This is a genomic window from Gilliamella sp. wkB308, from assembly GCF_001690185.1.
In the GTDB taxonomy this organism is placed as follows: domain Bacteria; phylum Pseudomonadota; class Gammaproteobacteria; order Enterobacterales; family Orbaceae; genus Gilliamella; species Gilliamella apicola_I.
The window spans coordinates 1-19,779 of the sequence record NZ_LZGN01000022.1 but is presented as its reverse complement, the minus strand read 5'-3'; the positions used below and the strand labels follow the sequence as shown (position 1 = coordinate 19,779).

The following is a 19,779-nucleotide window of genomic DNA, read 5'->3' as shown; positions in this document are numbered from 1 at the left end:
ATTTTTATGAAAAAAATGAAAGAGACAAAAAGCTCGGCTTATTATCAGCAGCAGTATCGACAACGTCTGCGGGATCAGGGCTTAATCAAAAAAGAAGTTTGGATTTTGCCAGAAAATACTTCAAGGTTACTCGACATTGAAAAGCAATTTCGACAACCTTTGGTAATAAACAACCAGCGTTTTAATGATAAACAGGAATATAATGAAATGAAAAATAATAAAGTTTGGTTAATTACAGATCTTTATGATGAATTAAACAATTCTGAATTAGTTAAACAAGGTTCTGCAAGTATCGAAATCATTGATGGTGTTGATGCTTGTTTGCATATTATCATGCATGAATATGGTGACTTACCACTATTTTTAAGTGTATCAAATCAACAAATTATTGTTGAAGCGCTACTTTGGCCTGTTGATATAATTAAACAACAATCCCAATTCAACGAAGAGATTTTATGCACTCGTAAACTTTTCCCATTATCAACCATTGCTATTGAAAAAACGGGAGATGGCTCAGTTAACTATATTATGTATGGTGCGCTCAGTGCGACATCGATACTGAGTAATGTCATTTACGAATTAGAAACCTTATCTGATAATGTGATCAAAGCGACCGAAGCTTACGAACATTACTTTAATATTTAATTACAGAATAAATATCAACAATAAGGAGATTAAACAATGACCATTTTTAAAAAACTGATTACGGCAATACGAGGCGGTATTAACGAAGCCGGTGAATCCATTATCGACACCCAAGCTTTGCGCATATTGGATCAAGAAATACGAGACGCCGATGCAGAACTCAAACAAGCGAAAGAGTCGCTAGCTAACGTCCTTGCTCAACAAAAAATAACGGAAAAAGAAGCAAAAAGAGTTCAAACTCAAATTACTGAATACGAAGGCTACGCAGTTAAAGCATTAGATTCAAACAATGAAGAACTTGCATTAGAAATTGCCGAAAAATTGGTAACACTTGAAAACGAACATGATAACTACCAAAAACAAGTGACCTATTTTTCTGACAGTGTAAAAAACTTGCGTCAAACCATTTCGCAGACTGAAATTAACATTCGCAATTTAAAACAACAAGTTGATATTGTCAAAGCGACCGAAAGCGTGCAAAAAGCTCAAACTGCGATTGCTCAACGTTATGGAAGTTCGACCGCTAAATTACAAACGGCGTTAGATTCTTTAGAACGTATCAAAAAACGTCAGGAAAAAAATGCTGCCATTATTGAAGCAAAAAGTGAACTTGCAACAGCAGAAAATGAAAGTTCACTTGATAACAAGCTTGAAGCAGCAGGAATTAAAACAGGCAATCAAAGCGCGATGGCAATTTTAGCCAAATTAAAAGAAAAACAAACAAACTAAAATAGTTATTCATTTTTTAAATCTTAAAATTATAATTATAGCTATTTGGAAGAATGAAATTTAAGGAAATATAATGGATCTTTTCTGGGGAATCTTTTTTTCTTTTCCAGTCGTCATCTTTAGTGGACTAGTCACGATTTGCGTACTGTATTGGTTGGTTGCATCAATTGGCGTTTTGACGGTTGATTGCTTAGACATAGATTTTGATATAGATGTCAAACAACTATCAACTGATAATCCAGCTTCAGGATTTAGCGGTTTACTCATGAAGTTAGGATTCAACGAAGTCCCCATGACATTAGTCATTACCCTAATCTCTTTATTTGGATGGTCAATCTGCTATTTTTCTTTTCGTTTTTTCATGATACCAATTAGTCATTATGCGCTAATTTACTATTTATTAGGATTAATAATTTTTATAACTGCCTTCATCGCGGCGGTTTACTTAACCGCATTTACAATAAAACCTCTACGCCCTATTTTTAGCAAACTCAATACAGCCAATAGTCATCAATCATTATTAGGTCAAACTGTAGAAATCCGTTCCAGTACAGTCAGCGAAACCAAAGGTGAAGCAACGTATGAAGACGGTGGAGCAGGTCTAATCTTACAAGTTAGATGTAACGAATCATATCAATTCAAACGTGGTGATAAAGCCATTTTGCTAAGCTATGATAAAACAAATAATAGCTATGAAATTATTAGCCTCGACGAGTTTAATGGATAACAAAATTATTTTTTTGGAGAAAAACAAATCATGTCAATCAATCAAGATACAGTCATATTTTTCTTGTTAACAATCGGAATTGTATTCCTTGTTATTGTTGGATTTTTCTTATTATTTAAAGCATTTTATATAAAAGTGCCGCAAGGTACTGCACTTATTGTTAACGATATGACGTCAAGACCGAAGGTACACTTTACCGGAGCGTTAGTCTATCCCGTAATCTACAAAAAAGAATTTATGAAAATATCATTAATTACTTTTGATGTAGAACGTCGAGGCAAAGACGGATTAATCTGTAAAGATAATCTACGAGCAGATATCTGTGTAGCCTTTTATTTACGTGTTAACGAAACCACTGAAGATGTGTTAAAAGTGGCAAAATCGATCGGCGTTGATCGTGCGTCAGATCAAAAAGCGGTCAGCACCCTATTTAGTGCTAAATTTTCGGAAGCGTTAAAAACGGTTGGTAAACAATTCGAACTCGCCAAACTCTTTGAAGATCGGATGAATTTCCGTGAACGAATCATTGATGTAATTGGGAAAGATCTTAACGGATATGCGTTAGAAGATGTTGCTATCGATTACTTAGAACAAACACCAATTAAATCACTCGATCCCGATAATATATTTGATGCGGAAGGGATTAACAAAATCACGGCTATCACCGCTATTCATAAAGATGAAACCAACAAACGGGAAAGAGATCTTGAATTAGCTTTAAAGAAAAAAGACACAGAAACGATTGAAGCTAAATTAGAACTTGAGCGTCAACAAGCCGATGCCGAAGCCCGTCAAAAACGTGAAATTGAGACTATTCGAGCTCGTGAACAAGCTGAAACATTAAAAGTTCAAGAAGAAGAGCGATTAAAAGCCGAACAAGCAAGAATTCAATCGCAACAAGAAATTGAAGTTCGTGAAGAAAATCGTCTACGTGAAGTAGAAGTTGCACAACAAAACCGCTTACGTGCAATTGCCATTGAAGAAGAACGTGTGGAACGTGCTCGATCACTTGAAATCGTTGCACGTGAACGTGAAGTTGAATTACAACGAATCGAAAAAGATAAAGTTCTTGAAGAAGAAAAGAAACATATCGCTAATGTGATTCGTGAACGTGTTGCCGTTGAAAAAACCGTTGCGATTGAAGAAGAAAACATCAAAGAAGTACGTGAAGTATCCAAAGCGGATCGAGAAAAACAAACAACAATTATCGAAGCCGAAGCACGAGCAGAGCAAGAATTAGTCAAACAAGTTAAACAAGCCGAAGCGGATGAACAAGCATCGAAACATCGTGCGGTCGAACTTAGCACCATGGCACAAGCCGAACTTGAAGCTGCTGCAAAACAAGCCGAAGCGAAAAAACAACTTGCTCAAGGTATTGAAGCAGAAGAAGCAGCAATTGGACTTGCTGAAGCAAAAGTACGTAAAGCACGAGCTGAAGCAGAAGAAAAAGAAGGATTAGTCAAAGCCAACATTACCGCTGAAACCTTATTAGCAGAAGCAAGAGGAAATCAAGAAAAAGGATTATCTGAAGCTAAAGTCATTGAAGCGAAAGCGACAGCAACTGAAAAACAAGGTCTGACCGAAGCAAAAATATTGGAAGAAAAACTATCTGCTCAAGCACGTGGTGATGAACGCATTGGATTTGCTAAAGCCGCTGCAATGAAAGAACAAGGTCTGGCTGAAGCAATGATTATACGTGAACGCCTAACTGCTGAAGCAAATGGTTTAATTGAAAAATTCCAAGCAATGGGCACCATGAGTGAACAATCTAAAAATCACGAAGAGTTCCGCTTGGCACTTGAAAAAGGCTTTGAACAAGCAATGGCAGCAATTGCAGCGAATAAAGAAATCGCTAAAGAACAAGCAGACGTACTTGCAGCTGCATTTAGTAAAGCAAATATTGAAATTGTTGGCGGTAATGACAACTTCTTTAACAGCTTCTCTAAAGCCATTAGCGTAGGTAAAGCAATTGAAGGAACAGTTAACCAAAGCCCTGTTCTGCAATCTGCTCTACAATCAGTCTTATCACGTCTATCCGGAAATAAAGACATTGATATCAAAGACACATTAAAAAATACTGATTTAAAAGCACTAGCTAAACAATTTTTACCATCGGAAAGCAAAAAAGAAAGTGACAGCTAACCCAACTGCACATTATTGATAATGATTAAAACAACATTATCACTATCACCTGTTTTCGGTAAGGTAATAATAGCCTACCGAAAACAATCGCCTTTCTGGATAATGATCAAGAGTTAAAAATGGCAGAAATAGAACAAGAAAACGAACAACAAACAACACTCGATAAAGCGGTCGCCGAAGGCGGTGCTTATGAAATCCTTCGTAAACGTTTGACTTCGCTAGGACAAGAACTAAACCAAAAAACCGAAGCCCTAAATCAACAACGACTGACCGAATTTGGCAAAAGTGACATGTCAATTATCGGACGTATTCGCATCAGAACTGAAAATAACTGTATCGCCAGAGACATAGTTCGATTTGGTGATTGGTTACTTTTTGGTTACAACGTCTTTTTAGGATTAAAAAAAGAGACCAAAATCGAAGACGTATTCTCGCTTTATCAACTTGTTGAACGAGATGGCAATTACGAAGCCGATTCGGTTGATCTATCCAATACCTTTTTAAATATTGATCGCTTTGTTCAAGATTTTAATGAACTCTACACCTATTATAAAAATGCACAATTACTCCAATTAGTTGAACGAGATGGAAAGCTACTTGCCAGTTTCCAAATTGGTGAACGAGTCAGTGACATTCGTGTATTTCGTTGGTCAATATCAAGTGACAAAAAAACCATTGATTACATCGATAATCGTGGTGAACGTGATATTGCGCTACCACCTGCTTACGATTTTGAATGGATTGAAACCACACGTGACAATATCGTCAACGGTCGATTCCCGCATGTAAATATTTTAGATACTGTTTTTGTTGAAACCATTGGCGGTGACTTAACCATAAAATGTGAAAACAACACCAATGATGGGCTGGGAATCTACAGTGAAGAAGTACTCGACAAAAATCAATCCATTAACGATGCCAAAATTGAATACGCAAAAGTCGGATCCTTAATTCTGCTAAAAGTTTTACCGTATCGCGAAGAAAACTGGCGTTATTTAATTTATAACACCCTCACCCAAAAAGCCCAACGAATCGATTTTATTGGACAAGCCTGTATTCAGCTACCTGAAGATCATGGTGTGATCTTCCCTGGCGGTTACTATCTACAAAATGGGGAATATAAAACTTTCGATCAATCCATGTCGGGGATGCGATTTAGACGAATCAGACGTTCACCCAATGGCGAAGATGTCCTTTACATATTTTATGATCCGAGTTCTGGTCGTTTAGCACTATTTAACTACAATATGATCGAACGAAAACTTGATAATCCTATTTTAGGTCATGGTTATGCCGTGTTTGAAGACGGTCGAATGGTTGTATTTGAAGGTGAAAATAACGACCCGACTCGCGTTCATCCAATGCAAATTTGGCAAACACCGTTTTATAGTGACGAATTTGCAGCGACGCAACCAACTAACAATAGTTTTTTAGGCAAGATAGGCAATGCGGAACTAGTCAGAGGGATTTCAGATCTTTACTTTATTGCTCGTGAAATTGATAACCAATCGGTTTCATCCCAACTATACAGCAAACTAAGTGAAGACACAAAACGGTTATTTGACAGCTATTTTTGGCTCAACGACGAGAAAAATCTATCTTTTACGCCGGTATTACGTAACATTATACAAACGAGTGAATTAGTGATAGATGAATATGAAAAAGTGGAAAGCATACGCCGACAATCTGAAAGCGCCATGCGTGAAGCAATTTCAAACCAACAAGACTTATTGACTAAACTCTATCCCGATAGCTGGCAAGAAACACAACAATACGTAGATGCACTAAATGCAATTAAAATGCAGCTAGGTAGTTTAGTCACATTAAGAACTTACCGTTATATAGATTTGAATCAGATCGACATAATGGAAAAAGCCTTAAAAGAACGCCAATCTATCGTATCATTAGCGACAGCCGAATTTTTAGGCAGTGACAAAGCGCTCGAACCGTTCATCACCCAAATAGATGAAATTGAAAAGTATCTTACTAAAGCGGACACAGTCGCCAAGCTTATCGAACCGATAAAAACCGCTGACCAAATGTCTGAAAACTTAGATATGCTTTCACAATTAATGGCATCATTAAAATTTGATGACGTAACACTACAAACCAAAATCATTGAATCGATCGCCGAAGTTTATGCCAAACTCAATCAAACCAAAGCACGCATTAACCAAAAACGAAAAAATCTATCCAGCGTTGAAATGGTGGCGCAATTTGGTGCGCAATTCAAACTATTTAGTCAAAGTATTGCCAATGCATTAAGCTTAGCTACCACGCCAGAAAAATGTGACGATGAACTATCAAGGCTATTAGTTCAACTTGAAGAACTGGAAAATCAGTTCAGCGAAAGTGAAGAGTTTTTAAATGACATACTGGCAAAACGTGAAGAAATCTTAGAATCATTCGAAACACACAAACAAGCACTACTTGAAGATCGAACAAGACGAACGGAATCCCTACTGACTGCTGCTGATAGAATTTTAGACAGCATTCCAAGACGAACCGCTAAATTTTCAGATCAAAACGAACTCAATGCCTTTTTTGTTGCCGATCCTTTAGCGCTGAAAATTCGTGAAATAGTTGAAAAATTACGTGCACTTTTTGATAATGTCAAAGCTGATGATATTGAATCACGCTTCAAAAGTGCCAGAGATCAAGCAATACGTTCTTTACGTGACAAATCCGAAATCTTTGAATCGGGTGGAAATGTCATAAAATTAGGACCAAGACATAAATTTAGCGTCAACACACAAGAACTTGACCTAACCATTGTACCAAAAGAACATCATCTTTACTTACAATTGACCGGTACCGATTATCAAGAAAAAATAGACCATCCAAAATTAGAAAGTTATCAACCTTTTTGGACTATCTCGCTTGAGTCTGAATCGCCAACCGTCTATCGAGCAGAGTATCTAGCCTATTCGATCATCAATTCGGCGCTAAAAAAAGAACATGATTTAAGTTATGAAGATTTAATCAGCCAACTGAATCAACCCGAAATGTTAAACAAAACAGTACGGGATTATGCTGCCCTACGCTATCGAGAAGGGTATGAAAAAGGGATTCACGATCACGATGCGGTAAAAATATTATCGAAAATAGTTCCACTTGGTGAAGCCGCCAAACTACTCAGATACAATCCTTTAGCACGTAGCTTAGCGATACTATTTTGGTATCACAATCAAAAAAATGATATCGTCAGATTATGGCCAGAACGAGCCAAAACATGTAAGGATATACAAGCATTATTTGGACATGAAGAGGGATTAAAAAATCTACAACACGAAATATCGGTTGAACTCACTCAATTTTTACAAAAACAGCCAATCGACCATGAACCTTACCATATTAAACAGGCAAGCGAATACTTAAGCTATGTCTTAGCTGAAATACCGCAACAATTTACCTTAAGTAAATATAGCCATTCTTTATATGAAGGATTAAATACACGATTAGAAGAATCGCACATGTGGAGTGATTTTAATCAATCGCAATTAAATCTCAAAAAACGACTGGCTGACCGTTGGAATCTTATTGAAAGTTGGTTCAAAGGACTTTGTACCCTACCCCAATATCAAAAATTGAGTGAATACATTGCCGAAGCCACTTTACTATGCATGTTGGATAAAGAAAGTAACATCACTTTAGCAATAAGTGAAATTGAACTAGATATCACAGTCAATGATTTATTAGGTGAACACCCTTCAATTACACAAGGGGTGTTACAAATCAACCTTGACGACTTCTTTAGTCGCATGCGTAAACAATCACGTGTTGTTATTCCACAATTCCAACATTACCAAAGCCTGCGTCAAGAAGTGCTGGATGAACAACGTGAACAATTACATCTTGAAGAGTTTAAAGCTAAACCACTCAGTTCATTTGTGCGTAATAAACTGATCAACCAAGTTTATTTACCAATCATTGGAGACAATTTAGCAAAACAAATGGGGACCGTAGGTGAAAATCGCCGTACTGACTTAATGGGGTTATTACTACTCATCTCGCCACCAGGTTACGGTAAAACAACCCTAATGGAATATGTGGCTAACCGACTTGGCTTAATATTTATGAAAATTAACGGCCCGGCACTAGGTCACAGCGTATTATCATTCGATCCACAGCAAGCGCCAAATGCCACCGCTCGTCAAGAACTTGAAAAACTCAATTTAGCGCTCGAAATGGGTAATAACGTCATGCTTTATATAGACGATATTCAACACACTAACCCCGAGTTTTTACAAAAATTTATCTCGTTATGTGACGGTTCTCGACGAATTGAAGGGGTATGGAAAGAAAAAACCAAAACCTATGACCTGCGAGGTAAAAAATTCTGTGTCATTATGGCTGGCAACCCTTATACCGAATCGGGTGAGGTTTTCAAAATCCCTGACATGTTAGCCAACCGTGCAGATATTTACAACTTAGGTGAAGTTTTAGGTGGCATGGATGAAGTGTTTGCATCAAGTTACATTGAAAACTGCTTAACATCAAATCCAATATTATCGCCATTAGCACTGCGTGATCTTAATGACCTATATCAGTTTATCGACCATGCACAAGGAAAACCGCTTAACACCAACGAACTTAGCTATGCCTATAGCCAAGCGGAAATTAGCGAAATTGTAGCCGTACTGCGTCATTTACTGAAAATTCGAGAAGTAGTCTTTAAAGTCAATCAGCAATACATTATTAGCGCAGCGCAATCCGATAAATACCGAACAGAACCGCCGTTCAAGTTACAAGGTAGTTATCGAAACATGAACAAACTTGCTGAAAAAGTTTCTTCCGTAATGAATGATGAAGAACTCAATCAAATTATTGAAGATCACTACTTGGGCGAGGCACAACTGCTGACCAACGGCGCAGAAGAAAATCTGCTTAAACTTGCTGAAATTCGAGGTGTGTTAACAAAAGAACAAACTAAACGTTGGCAACAAATCAAAGCTGACTTTATGCGCAATAAATCACTAGGTGGTGACGAAGCGAATACCGGTAACCAAATTGTTACCCAATTAGCTGACTTAGTACAAAGTGTACAGGCATTAAAATTATAAAGTGGTTGTTTTATCAAAAAAGCGGAAATTTAATTTCCGCTTTTTCTTAGAGAATGATGATCATGAGTTAGTTAAGTTAAAATAAAATAGATAAGCAATTAAACCAGACAATAATTTGGGGATGGCTAAAATAACGATAAAAATATACAAATGAGTATTAAGCAAAACATATAACTTATATAAAGAAAACTCATTACATTATATGATGAAAGAAAAATTTATAATTCCGGAAAAGAATACATTGTAGTTATTTAAAAAACTTATTATTTGTATAACCTATTTTGAGGATCGGATGCAATCAAGTCCTGCAACCAAAAAGTTCTAAAATCATCAATGGAAAACCTTTTGATATTAGACACCTCGATTTTTCCGTCCCTATCGATATCTTTTCATCTAAATTTAAGGGTAATTATAATTAAGAATCTTTAGAAAAAATGACGTCTCCTTATGAGGATGAGGTATTTTTTTATATATGCCACAAGGTAGCAATGAGTTGAAGGTATGGTAACGATGAAAAAATTAATCAGAATATTTTTACTTAGTTGTTTTCTGTTTTCTTGCGGACAAGCACAAAAAACAGATAAACAAATAATTCAAGAAACTATCTATACTTTAAAAGTTACTTCCGGAAATCCGTATGAATCTTACGTAAATAACATGGTTTTGGAAAAAAATTATTTAGCAGGTTCGAGTGATAGTGAATTAATTATTAATGATCTTATATTAAAATCGGGAAAACAAAAATTACAAATTGTCTTATTACCAAATGTTGGAAATAAAACGGTAGATAAATTGGGTATTGATTACCTAACATTAAGTATTTATAGATATAATAATGGATATTCATCTTATTTAGAACAAAAATCGACTTTAATTTACGAATTTAAATTGGATGATCCACATGCAGAAATGCCACTAATCACCAAAGAATGGATTTTCAATATTGATGTTCCGTACAAACTAAAAAATTGGGAACACAGCATAGATTTGAGAAAAGAAAATGAGGATAAGTTACTTAAAGAAGTCGTAGATTATTATAACCATTTAGCTAATATAATTAATAAAGGCGATAAAAAATCTTTCTTGGCCATTATGAAAGTAAGAGATTCCGAAGTCTTTAAATCATTATATAATGATACTGAATTAATTAAAGAAGATGAACAATATATAGACAATAGATTATCTAAAAGTATAGGAAATATACAACCAATCAAAAATTATAATATTATGTTTTATGGAAATGGAAGAATAGTGACATTAGAAGACAAAAAAGGCGAAACTCCGCTGTTTGCAGAAGATAAAAATGATATTTACTCATATCAAATCTATCTCCATCGCCCTTATCCTAATGCACCATTAGAAGTAATAAGATAGGTAATCATGACAAAATTATATATTTTTACTTTTTAGTCATTTATTTTTCCCAAAAAAGCTCGCATTTAACGAGCTTTTAATCTTTTACTATGGTTGACTTTTGCTATACTCTTTTAGGATTTCTTTTGCCGTTTTACCATCAAGTTTTTCTTTCAATATTTGCTGAATTTTAGCCTCATCACCTCCAGTTTCAAAACTAGCGGCGAAAACAATGTTAAATATTGCCTTTCTGAAATTATCGCTATCCTCTCCCTTTAAAGTTTCAGATATTTCTTTCATTGACGTTTGAAATGCTGACTTAGATGAAGCATCAACTTTAGGTGAACCATCACCACATCCAACTAAAACAAAACTAACAACAAATACAGCTAGTAACTTCTTGAACATGTATAATTTCCTTTTGTTAATTGATTTTTTTGTAATTATACACAATTAGCCATCGAAGGAATACCGATTATTTTATCCAACAAAAATGAATAGGTAATAATGCCCTTATCATTGTATTATCATCGAAGAAAAACGCAAATTCATGCACCAAATGCTCGGCGGACCAAAATTAACGGCAGTCAATCAGCCTCAACTGTTGGCTTAATATTTTAGGGAACTGCTGGTAATTGCGATTTATAACACTTCAGTATGTTTACAGGTTAAAAAACACAGATGTAAACGGTTGCAAGGCTACTGCGTAACTAAATGTAGTATGTCGCAGCTGTCATCATATACTGAATATGCTGTCGCGCATAACCAAACAACCAAAGCTATCACTCTCCAATAAGTAACGCCACCATTTTTTAATAAATTAAATAAACCGGCAAGAACCAGAATCGAATTTAAAAAATTAATTGAATAAATAAATAAGATTACGCTAATTCTAAACGATGTTGGAACGTGATATGCGTTGAAAGTAAAAGTCATTGCAAAGAAAATTGCAGCTAATATCACACTAAATAAAACACCGAACACCCAAAAAGTTACAGCTAGGCCTAGATCGCCTTTAACTAATCTCTTAAATATATTCATATCTGTTTCTCGTGTATAAATAAAATACAATATACAGCCAAATACATTATTCACAAAATTATTTACGGGTGAATTTATGAATATTGACAACTCGGAAAGACGGCAGATTGCTACATCTTAGTTAATAGATTGGCATTGTATATCTAATAAATGTCGTATTAGGTCGTGTAAAAAAATTCTAAAAAGCGAGTATAAATGGAATTTAATCGTGGTCGGTCGTTGTGAGTCATTGATGAAATGGCGTCCCCTACAGGATTCGAACCTGTGACCTACGGCTTAGAAGGCCGTTGCTCTATCCAGCTGAGCTAAGGAGACATGTTATCATTGATTTGTTGATTTAACGCTGTGTATTATATAAAGCTATTTCGATCCGTCAATGATTTTTAGTCGTTTGTCTGCTTAGATTATCAAAATATCATCAATTTATCGTTTTATTTGTCTATATTTGCTAATCGTTATAACGGTATTTTTAGGTTACCTGTTTATCGGTTTTATTTAACTTCTATCGATCACTTAAACATTTTCTATTTGGAAATTTTAATTCTAAATTTCTATCTGCTTATTCTTTCCGCCTGTTTTTAAATTTTCTTCAAATTAAGTTTAATTGTAATTGATATTTATTTAGCATTAGCTATCTGCGCTTTTAACATAGCAAGCCTGCTTTGTCCTTGTTGCATATTCTTCTCAGGGGATAATTTTATTCGTTCATCTATCCAATTGAGATCATCTTGAGGAAGTTCCAGCAAAAAACGGCTTGGTTCTACGTAGACTGTTTCGCCAAATTGTTTGCGTTGACGACTAAAGGAAAATGTGAGTTCTTGTTGTGCTCGGGTAATGCCAACATAAGCAAGACGACGCTCCTCTTCTATATTGTCCTCATCAATACTGTTTTGATGCGGTAAAACCCCTTCAGACATGCCGACCAAATAAACATAAGGAAATTCTAATCCTTTAGATGCATGAAGCGTCATAAGCTGAACTTGATCGAGCTCTTCTTCGGATTCGTTGCGTTCTAGCATATCCCGTAAGGTAAATCTTGCTACGGCTTGTTGAAGTGTCATGCCTTCGTCAATGTCATCACCTTGTAACATGTCATTTAACCAACTGATTAATTGCTCTACATTACGCATTCGCATTTGTCCTGCGGTTGGTGAAGGCGATGTTTCATAAATCCAACTTTCATAATGGATTCCATGCAGTAATTCATGAATAGCTTCCATAGGTTCTGTATGAGATTTTTGAATTAATGAATCAAACCATTGAATAAAGAGTTGTAGCGTTTCCATTCGTTTGCCAGATAATACTTCAGTAAGTCCCATATCATGACTTGCTTGATATAAACTGACAACTCGATGATTTGCCCATTCTCCTAGTTTTTGGATGGTGACTGGCCCTATTTCACGTTTTGGCGTGTTGATAATGCGTATGAACGCATTATCGTCATCGGGATTTGTCAATAATCGCAGGTAGGCCATGAGATCTTTAATTTCAGTTCGAGCAAAAAAGGAAGTGCCCCCCGAAATTCGATAAGGGATCCGGTATTGCATTAACATTTTTTCGATCAATCTGGCTTGATGATTTCCACGATATAAAATTGCATATTGACCATATTGGCTGTTATTCGCAAATCGATGACCAATTAAATCATTGATCACCTTTTCGGCTTCGGACTCTTCACTATCGGCAGAGATAACTTTAAGCTCTTCACCATAACCCAGTTCTGAAAATAGTTTTTTTTCAAATATATGGGGATTATTTTCAATTAAAATGTTTGCAACTTTTAAAATTCGCCCGGAAGATCGATAATTTTGTTCGAGTTTTATAACTTCTAGATTAGGAAAATCTTGTTGGAGTAAAACTAAATTTTTAGGGCGGGCTCCTCGCCATGAGTAGATCGATTGATCATCATCGCCTACAACAGTAAATTTGGCTCGATTACCGACTAATAATTTAATAAATTCATATTGACTGGTATTAGTATCTTGATATTCATCAATGAGAAGATAACGAACTCGATTTTGCCATTTTTCTCGAACTTCTTCATTATTTTTCAATAATAAGGTAGGCAATAAGATAAGATCATCAAAATCCAGGATACTGCAAGCTTTTAATTGTTTTTCATAAAGCTGATAACAATGAGCAAATAATTTTTCTTTATTGGTTTGGGCTCTAGCCATGGCTATTGTTGAGTCGACAATATCATTTTTCCAATTCGAAATAGTTGAACGTAGTTGGTTAATGAGATCTTTATCGCCATCTAACCATTGTTGAGTCAGTTCTTTGAGTAATGCAGTTTGATCATGATCATCAAATAAAGAAAAGTTAGCTTTAATGCCAAGATGTTTATATTCTCGACGAACGATATCCAAACCCAGTGTATGAAAAGTCGAGATTTTAAGCCCTCTTGCCTCTTGTTTGCTGAGTGATTGAGCAATACGCTCTTTCATTTCACGCGCGGCTTTATTAGTAAAAGTCACAGCAACAATATGGCGTGGCAAATATTCCTTAACACGAATTAAGTAAGCAATTTTGTTTATTATAACCCGTGTTTTTCCCGAACCTGCACCGGCTAAGACCAGGCAAGGGCCAGAAACATATTCAACAGCTTGTTGCTGACTTGTATTTAACCGCACAGAATTTAGACCTTCATGAAAATGGCTTAATAGTATATAACGATTTGCTTGTCACCTGCAATTACGCTTAATTTTTAAACAAACATAACAACAGGATGACGCTGGCAATGTTACTGAATAAAGTTTAAAGCATGTTCGACAACTTCAATCCCTGCCCCTTTTTTATGTGCATTTTCGCTAAGATAGCGTCGCCATTGTTTTGCACCTTTTTGTCCATTAAAGATACCTAATGTATGGCGCATAATGTGGTTAAGTTGAGCACCTTGTAAAAGTTGCTGTTCGATATAAGGATAAAGACATCGTATTGCCGCTATTGGATCTATGGGTTGCGTATCTAAGCCAAAGATTTGGGAATCAATTTGTGCTAATAACATGGGATTCTGATAGGCTTCTCGTCCCACCATGACGCCATCAACATAATTTAAATGGTGTTTTATTTCGTCGATCGTTTTAACACCACCATTGATGGCTATAGTTAAGTTAGGGTAATCTCGTTTGAGTTGATAAACTCGTTCATAGTCAAGTGGTGGAACTTCACGATTTTCTTTAGGGCTAAGTCCGGATAACCATGCTTTACGTGCATGTACAATAAACGTGTAAGTATAAGGTAGAACTGTTTCAATAAATTGGCATAAAAAAGCGTAGCTATCTAAATCATCGATCCCGATTCGGGTTTTAACCGTTACGGGGATATCAATTTGTTCTTGCATTGACGCAACACATTTAGCCACTAAATCAGCATTTCCCATTAAGCACGCACCAAACATGCCATTTTGAACGCGATCTGAAGGGCAGCCAACATTAAGATTTACTTCATCATAACCATGATTTTGAGCTAATTTAGCGCACTGTGCTAATGCATTGGGATCACTTCCGCCAAGTTGTAAAGCAATAGGATGTTCATCGACATTAAAATCAAGGTAATTCCCTTTACCAAATAAGATTGCTCCTGTTGTTACCATTTCGGTATACAGTAAAGTTTGTTTGGTCAATATCCGATGAAAATACCGACAATGTTTATCGGTCCAATCGAGCATGGGCGCTACAGAAAATTTATTGTTTGTTGATTTCATTTATGTACCAGATTTAAAGCGGTAATTAAATTATGAAGCAAATAACTAAACATATATTCTATCATAAAACATAGAATACAATGATGTTAGGGTTTTGTGTTTAATTTAGAAGTGTATCAATAAAAAGTACATAATTTAACTTGTTTTTTATCTTGTTATATTGGATTTTAATTTATAAAGATATATTATTTAATTAATTCAATAGTTTTGTTAAATCTTTAAAAGATTACTTGTTAAAAGTCTTAAAGTTATTAAAAGTATCATATTTATACGAGTAACCTATCTATTCATCGTAGTCTTTATTTGCTGTAGAATTTTAATTTGTTGCGCAATAATGATAACTATTTATGAAAGAACAAACTATAACAATAAACCCCAGTTAAATAACTGAGGTTTATTTGGTTAGATTAATCAAATTTCAAATGGTCAAAAATGTACACTAATACAGCAAGTGCGAATTTGCCTATAAGATAAACAGAAATACACACTAATCCTATTAGGAAAAGAAACGCCAAAGTAGTTGCAAGTGCATCTACGATTTTATTTTGAATCCGTAGATGATCATTAGAATTTGAACTAATTTCATTTGTGGTTTCATCAGATGAATCAGAATATAATACATTGTAATCCACTTTACACATGCCATAGACATGATACTTACGTTTCTTTAGATCAGGATAATCATCTATCAGTCTATCAAAACGCTTTGAAGTTAATTCAACTTCATTGGTACCTTCAATTTGTTCGCCGTTTCGCATTGCTACTAATTTAACAATTGAACGATCAGGATCCATCAATATTGCTATTGATACTCCCCTTTCACTGTTTTCGGATAAAAATCCGATGATTTTACAATCTGACATAATGCAATTTTTTTAATTAGGCATGTGAATTACTTCACCAGTAGGTAGTTATATAATTCATCATTGTGAATTAGACTAACCTGTTTTTATGTTAGACCGATAATCGTTAAATTTCAATATTTTTTTAATCCCCCAAAGTGTTTTACTCAATTCTACAGTAATAATTTTTTTATCTCTTTAGTTAGTTTATTAAACTATATTGAATCAATTTAGCTTTTTATCAAAACACCATCAGCGTTAATATTAACTGTATTACCCAGTTATCATCCCAATTGATTTTAATTAATCATAGATTTCCAGCTAATTAAATAGCTTTTTTATTGAAAGAGGAGTGAAATGAATTGCGTAAAATTTATAGATAATTTTATTTTTTATATCTAGGTAACTTTGGGTTAATTAGATGCAATATGATTGATAATTTATAAAGATATATTATTTAATTAATTCAATAGTTTTGTTAAATCTTTAAAAGATTACCTGTTAAAAGTCTTAAAGTTATTAAAAGTATCATATTTATACGAGTAACCTATTTATTCATCGTAGTCTTTATTTGCTATAGAATTTTAATTTGTTGCGCAATAATGATAACTATTCATGAAAGACCAAACTTTAATAATAAACCTCAGTTAAATAACTGAGGTTTATTTTGTTGAATTAATAAAATTCCAAAACTATGGCCAAGAAAATAATTCTACTATATATAGAACAAATTTACCTAAACCAAAGAGTAAACAAGCCAGAATTCCAGATATACAAATAAGGAAGAGTATATGTATAAATACATGTTCTAGCGTTCTATGATTTCTCGGTACAGTACGAAACGTATTAGGATATAATACATTTTTATTTACTTTACACAAGCCATAGACATAATACTTACGCTCTGTTGGATCTGGATAATCATATAACAGTCTATCAAAATCCTTTGAGGTTAATTTAACTTCAATAGTACCTTCAATTTTCTTGCCGTTTCGCATTGCTACTAATTTAACAATCGAACGATCAGGTTCCATCAATATTGCTATTGATACTCCCTCTTCTTCTTGTTCGGATAAAAATCCGATTATTACAAAATTTGACATAATGGAATAAATTAATTAAATTTGTGAATACTTCACCAGTAGGTAGTTATATAACTCAACATTGTGAATTAGACTAACCTACTTTTATACTAAACCAATAATTCTGAAATTTCAATATTTTTTAATACCTAAGGTTTTTTACTCAATTCTACAGTAATCATTTTTTTATTTCTTCAGTTAGTTTATTAAACTATATTGAATCAATTTAGCTTTCAATCAAAACGCAATCAGCGTTAATATTAACTGAATTAGCCAGTTATCATCCCAATTGATTTTAATTAGTCATAGGTTTTCAGCTAATAAAATAGCTTTTTTATTGAAAGTGGAGTGAAATGAATTGTGTAAAATTTGTAGATAATTTTAGTTTTATATCAAGGTAACTTTGGGTTAATTAGATGCAATATGATTGATAATTTCAAGGCAATGAACCCTTATATCATTCAATAAAAACCCCAGTTAAATCAATAACTGGGGGGTAAAATAAATTAAAAATTTAATTTATTTTTTGGATTGAGACCATGTTTGATGTAAATCGCGAATCTTATTTAAATCTAATTTCATCAACTTCAATGCAATATGAAACTTCGTATAAGAATCAAAATAATCTTTGAAATTATCAAAATAATCACTTCCACTTATAAAAGTTTCAGTTTCATCAACAATGATATCTTCATCAAAACGAAGAACCAATGAGTATTCAAAGTCAGGTAAATAAGTATAAACTAAGATTTCACATCCTTTTACCTCTTCACTAGAAAAACAACCATACTTAAATTTTCCTCTAGGCATACGTCTAAATCTTTTTTTCATGATTTAAATATTTTTTAGTTAATAAAATTTTTAAATTCATTAAGGCATAGGTAAATTATACTTTTGTAGTAAATTAATTTTAAAAATTAATTCTAGATTAGATTATATAGATAATCGGATTAAGTCAATTACATTCCTAAAAGTGATTAATTGTGAAAGTCTATAATATTGATATCTGAATTCATAATATTTTTGCTCTCTATTAATAAGGAAGTTGTGAGTTTCATAAACTTTTAAATAATTCTTTAGTTTTAAATCAAGATGACTCTGGATTGATTAAATGCTTTATAATTGATTATTCAAGCTATTTCATGACGATTTTCGTTTATATCATGCAATAAAAACCCCAGTTATACCAATAACTGAGGGGTAAAATAAATTAAAAATTTAATTTTTGAGAACAGAAGAAAATTTTATAAGAAAGAGTATCATGCGTGCATTGATATTACACAATCCCACAGCGTTAACAAACAAGGTTTCAAGAGTAAAATCACCCGCTAGATTGTCAATAAAGACTTATTCACTTATCGTAGTTTCTGTTGATTTAACTGTTTTTCCATCAATACGAAGTACCAATAAGAACTTCTTAATTTCTTCAATTCGATAAACAAAGATGTCAATTCTTTCTTTCAAATTTGGACAGGAAATATAACCTAATTCGGTTAATTTCTTGTCGTCACTTCTTTTTTTCATGAGTTTAATATTAAAATTTAACAATAATTTAAATTCATTAAGGTATAGATAAATTATACTTTTGTAGCAAATTAATTTTAAAAATTAATTCCATTCTATACTATATAGATTATCAAATTAGGTCAATAACACTTATAAAAGTTATTAGTTAATAAAGCCTATAATATTGAGATTTGAATTCATAATATTTTTGCTCTCTATTAAAAAGTAAGTTGTGAGTTTCATAAACTTTTAAATAATTCTTCAGTTTTAAATCAAGATAGCTATGGATTGATGAGATATTTTATAATAGACTATTTAAATTATTCCATGACGACTTTTACTTAAGTCAAGCAATAAAAACCCCAGTTAGATCGACAACTGGGGGGTGAATTAAATTAAAATTTAATTTTTAAACATAATATAACTTTTTAAGAAAGACTATTATGCGTGTAAAGACATTACACAACTTCACTGTTTCATCAAACAATTCAAGACCTGAAATACCAGATAAATGGTCATTAAGGACTTGTTGACTTATTATCGTTACTGTTGCTTTAATGGGATTTCCATTAATACGAAGTACCAATAAGTACATCTCAGTTTCTTCGATTTCATAAATGAAGATGTCAATTCTTTCTGGCAAATTTAGACAAGGAATATATCCGAATTCGATTAATTTCTTGTCGTTGTTTGTTTTTTGATTCATAAATTTGTAATTAAAATTAATTATTAATTTAAATTCATTAAGGTATAGGTAAATTATACTTTTGTAGTAAATTAATTTTTTTAAAATTAATTCTATTTAATATTATATAGATAATCGACTTAAATCAATAAAAAGATTAAAAATTATGAATTGAATAAGTCTATAATATTGTTATTCCAATTCATAATATTATTACTTTCTATAAATATAGATATATCTTTATTAAATATCATTTTA

Annotated in this window: 13 protein-coding genes and 1 tRNA gene; 6 read left to right on the top strand and 8 right to left on the bottom strand. The window is 33.5% G+C overall.

The window, feature by feature from the left end:
* The first annotated feature begins 15 nt into the window (after positions 1-15).
* The 6 genes from A9G10_RS02960 to A9G10_RS02935 all read left to right on the top strand — a co-directional run bounded on the left by A9G10_RS02960 (position 16) and on the right by A9G10_RS02935 (position 10,680).
* The gene (locus A9G10_RS02960; protein WP_065558194.1) at positions 16-645 is read left to right on the top strand and encodes a YjfI family protein; all 630 of its coding nucleotides are present in this window, start codon (positions 16-18) and stop codon (positions 643-645) included.
* A gap of 36 nt (positions 646-681) precedes the next feature.
* A complete protein-coding gene (locus tag A9G10_RS02955; RefSeq protein WP_065558193.1) occupies positions 682-1,374 on the top strand; it encodes a PspA/IM30 family protein in 693 nt (230 codons plus the stop codon).
* A gap of 73 nt (positions 1,375-1,447) precedes the next feature.
* Complete coding sequence (locus tag A9G10_RS02950) at positions 1,448-2,101, top strand: OB-fold-containig protein (protein WP_065558192.1); 654 nt, start codon at positions 1,448-1,450, stop codon at positions 2,099-2,101.
* 30 nt (positions 2,102-2,131) lie between these two features.
* On the top strand, positions 2,132-4,243 hold the full coding sequence (locus A9G10_RS02945) for a hypothetical protein (protein ID WP_065558191.1): 2,112 nt from the start codon (positions 2,132-2,134) through the stop codon (positions 4,241-4,243).
* Positions 4,244-4,362: 119 nt separating this feature from the next.
* The gene (locus tag A9G10_RS02940; protein WP_065558190.1) at positions 4,363-9,306 is read left to right on the top strand and encodes a DNA repair ATPase; all 4,944 of its coding nucleotides are present in this window, start codon (positions 4,363-4,365) and stop codon (positions 9,304-9,306) included.
* A gap of 510 nt (positions 9,307-9,816) precedes the next feature.
* A complete protein-coding gene (locus A9G10_RS02935) occupies positions 9,817-10,680 on the top strand; it encodes a hypothetical protein (RefSeq protein ID WP_065558189.1) in 864 nt (287 codons plus the stop codon).
* Between the two features lie 87 nt (positions 10,681-10,767).
* On the opposite strand, the gene A9G10_RS02930 is transcribed toward A9G10_RS02935, so the two are convergent.
* The 8 genes from A9G10_RS02930 to A9G10_RS12555 all read right to left on the bottom strand — a co-directional run bounded on the left by A9G10_RS02930 (position 10,768) and on the right by A9G10_RS12555 (position 19,431).
* Positions 10,768-11,067 carry a DUF6694 family lipoprotein gene (locus A9G10_RS02930; protein ID WP_065558188.1) on the bottom strand — a complete coding sequence of 100 codons (300 nt, stop codon included), beginning with the start codon at positions 11,065-11,067 and terminating at the stop codon, positions 10,768-10,770.
* Positions 11,068-11,938: 871 nt separating this feature from the next.
* Positions 11,939-12,015: transfer RNA gene (locus A9G10_RS02920), tRNA-Arg, on the bottom strand.
* 302 nt (positions 12,016-12,317) lie between these two features.
* Positions 12,318-14,333, bottom strand: coding sequence for a DNA helicase Rep (gene rep / locus A9G10_RS02915; RefSeq protein WP_065558186.1), 2,016 nt, complete (start codon positions 14,331-14,333; stop codon positions 12,318-12,320).
* Positions 14,334-14,443: 110 nt separating this feature from the next.
* Positions 14,444-15,406, bottom strand: coding sequence for a tRNA dihydrouridine(20/20a) synthase DusA (dusA, locus tag A9G10_RS02910; RefSeq protein ID WP_065558185.1), 963 nt, complete (start codon positions 15,404-15,406; stop codon positions 14,444-14,446).
* A 407-nt stretch (positions 15,407-15,813) separates the two neighbouring features.
* Positions 15,814-16,269: a hypothetical protein gene (locus tag A9G10_RS02905; protein WP_143425938.1), complete on the bottom strand. Its 456-nt coding sequence runs from the start codon at positions 16,267-16,269 to the stop codon at positions 15,814-15,816.
* A gap of 671 nt (positions 16,270-16,940) precedes the next feature.
* The gene (locus A9G10_RS02900; protein WP_143425937.1) at positions 16,941-17,282 is read right to left on the bottom strand and encodes a hypothetical protein; all 342 of its coding nucleotides are present in this window, start codon (positions 17,280-17,282) and stop codon (positions 16,941-16,943) included.
* Positions 17,283-17,849: 567 nt separating this feature from the next.
* Positions 17,850-18,140: a hypothetical protein gene (locus A9G10_RS02895; RefSeq protein WP_065558182.1), complete on the bottom strand. Its 291-nt coding sequence runs from the start codon at positions 18,138-18,140 to the stop codon at positions 17,850-17,852.
* A 1,105-nt stretch (positions 18,141-19,245) separates the two neighbouring features.
* A complete protein-coding gene (locus tag A9G10_RS12555) occupies positions 19,246-19,431 on the bottom strand; it encodes a hypothetical protein (RefSeq protein ID WP_143425936.1) in 186 nt (61 codons plus the stop codon).
* Positions 19,432-19,779: the final 348 nt, after the last annotated feature.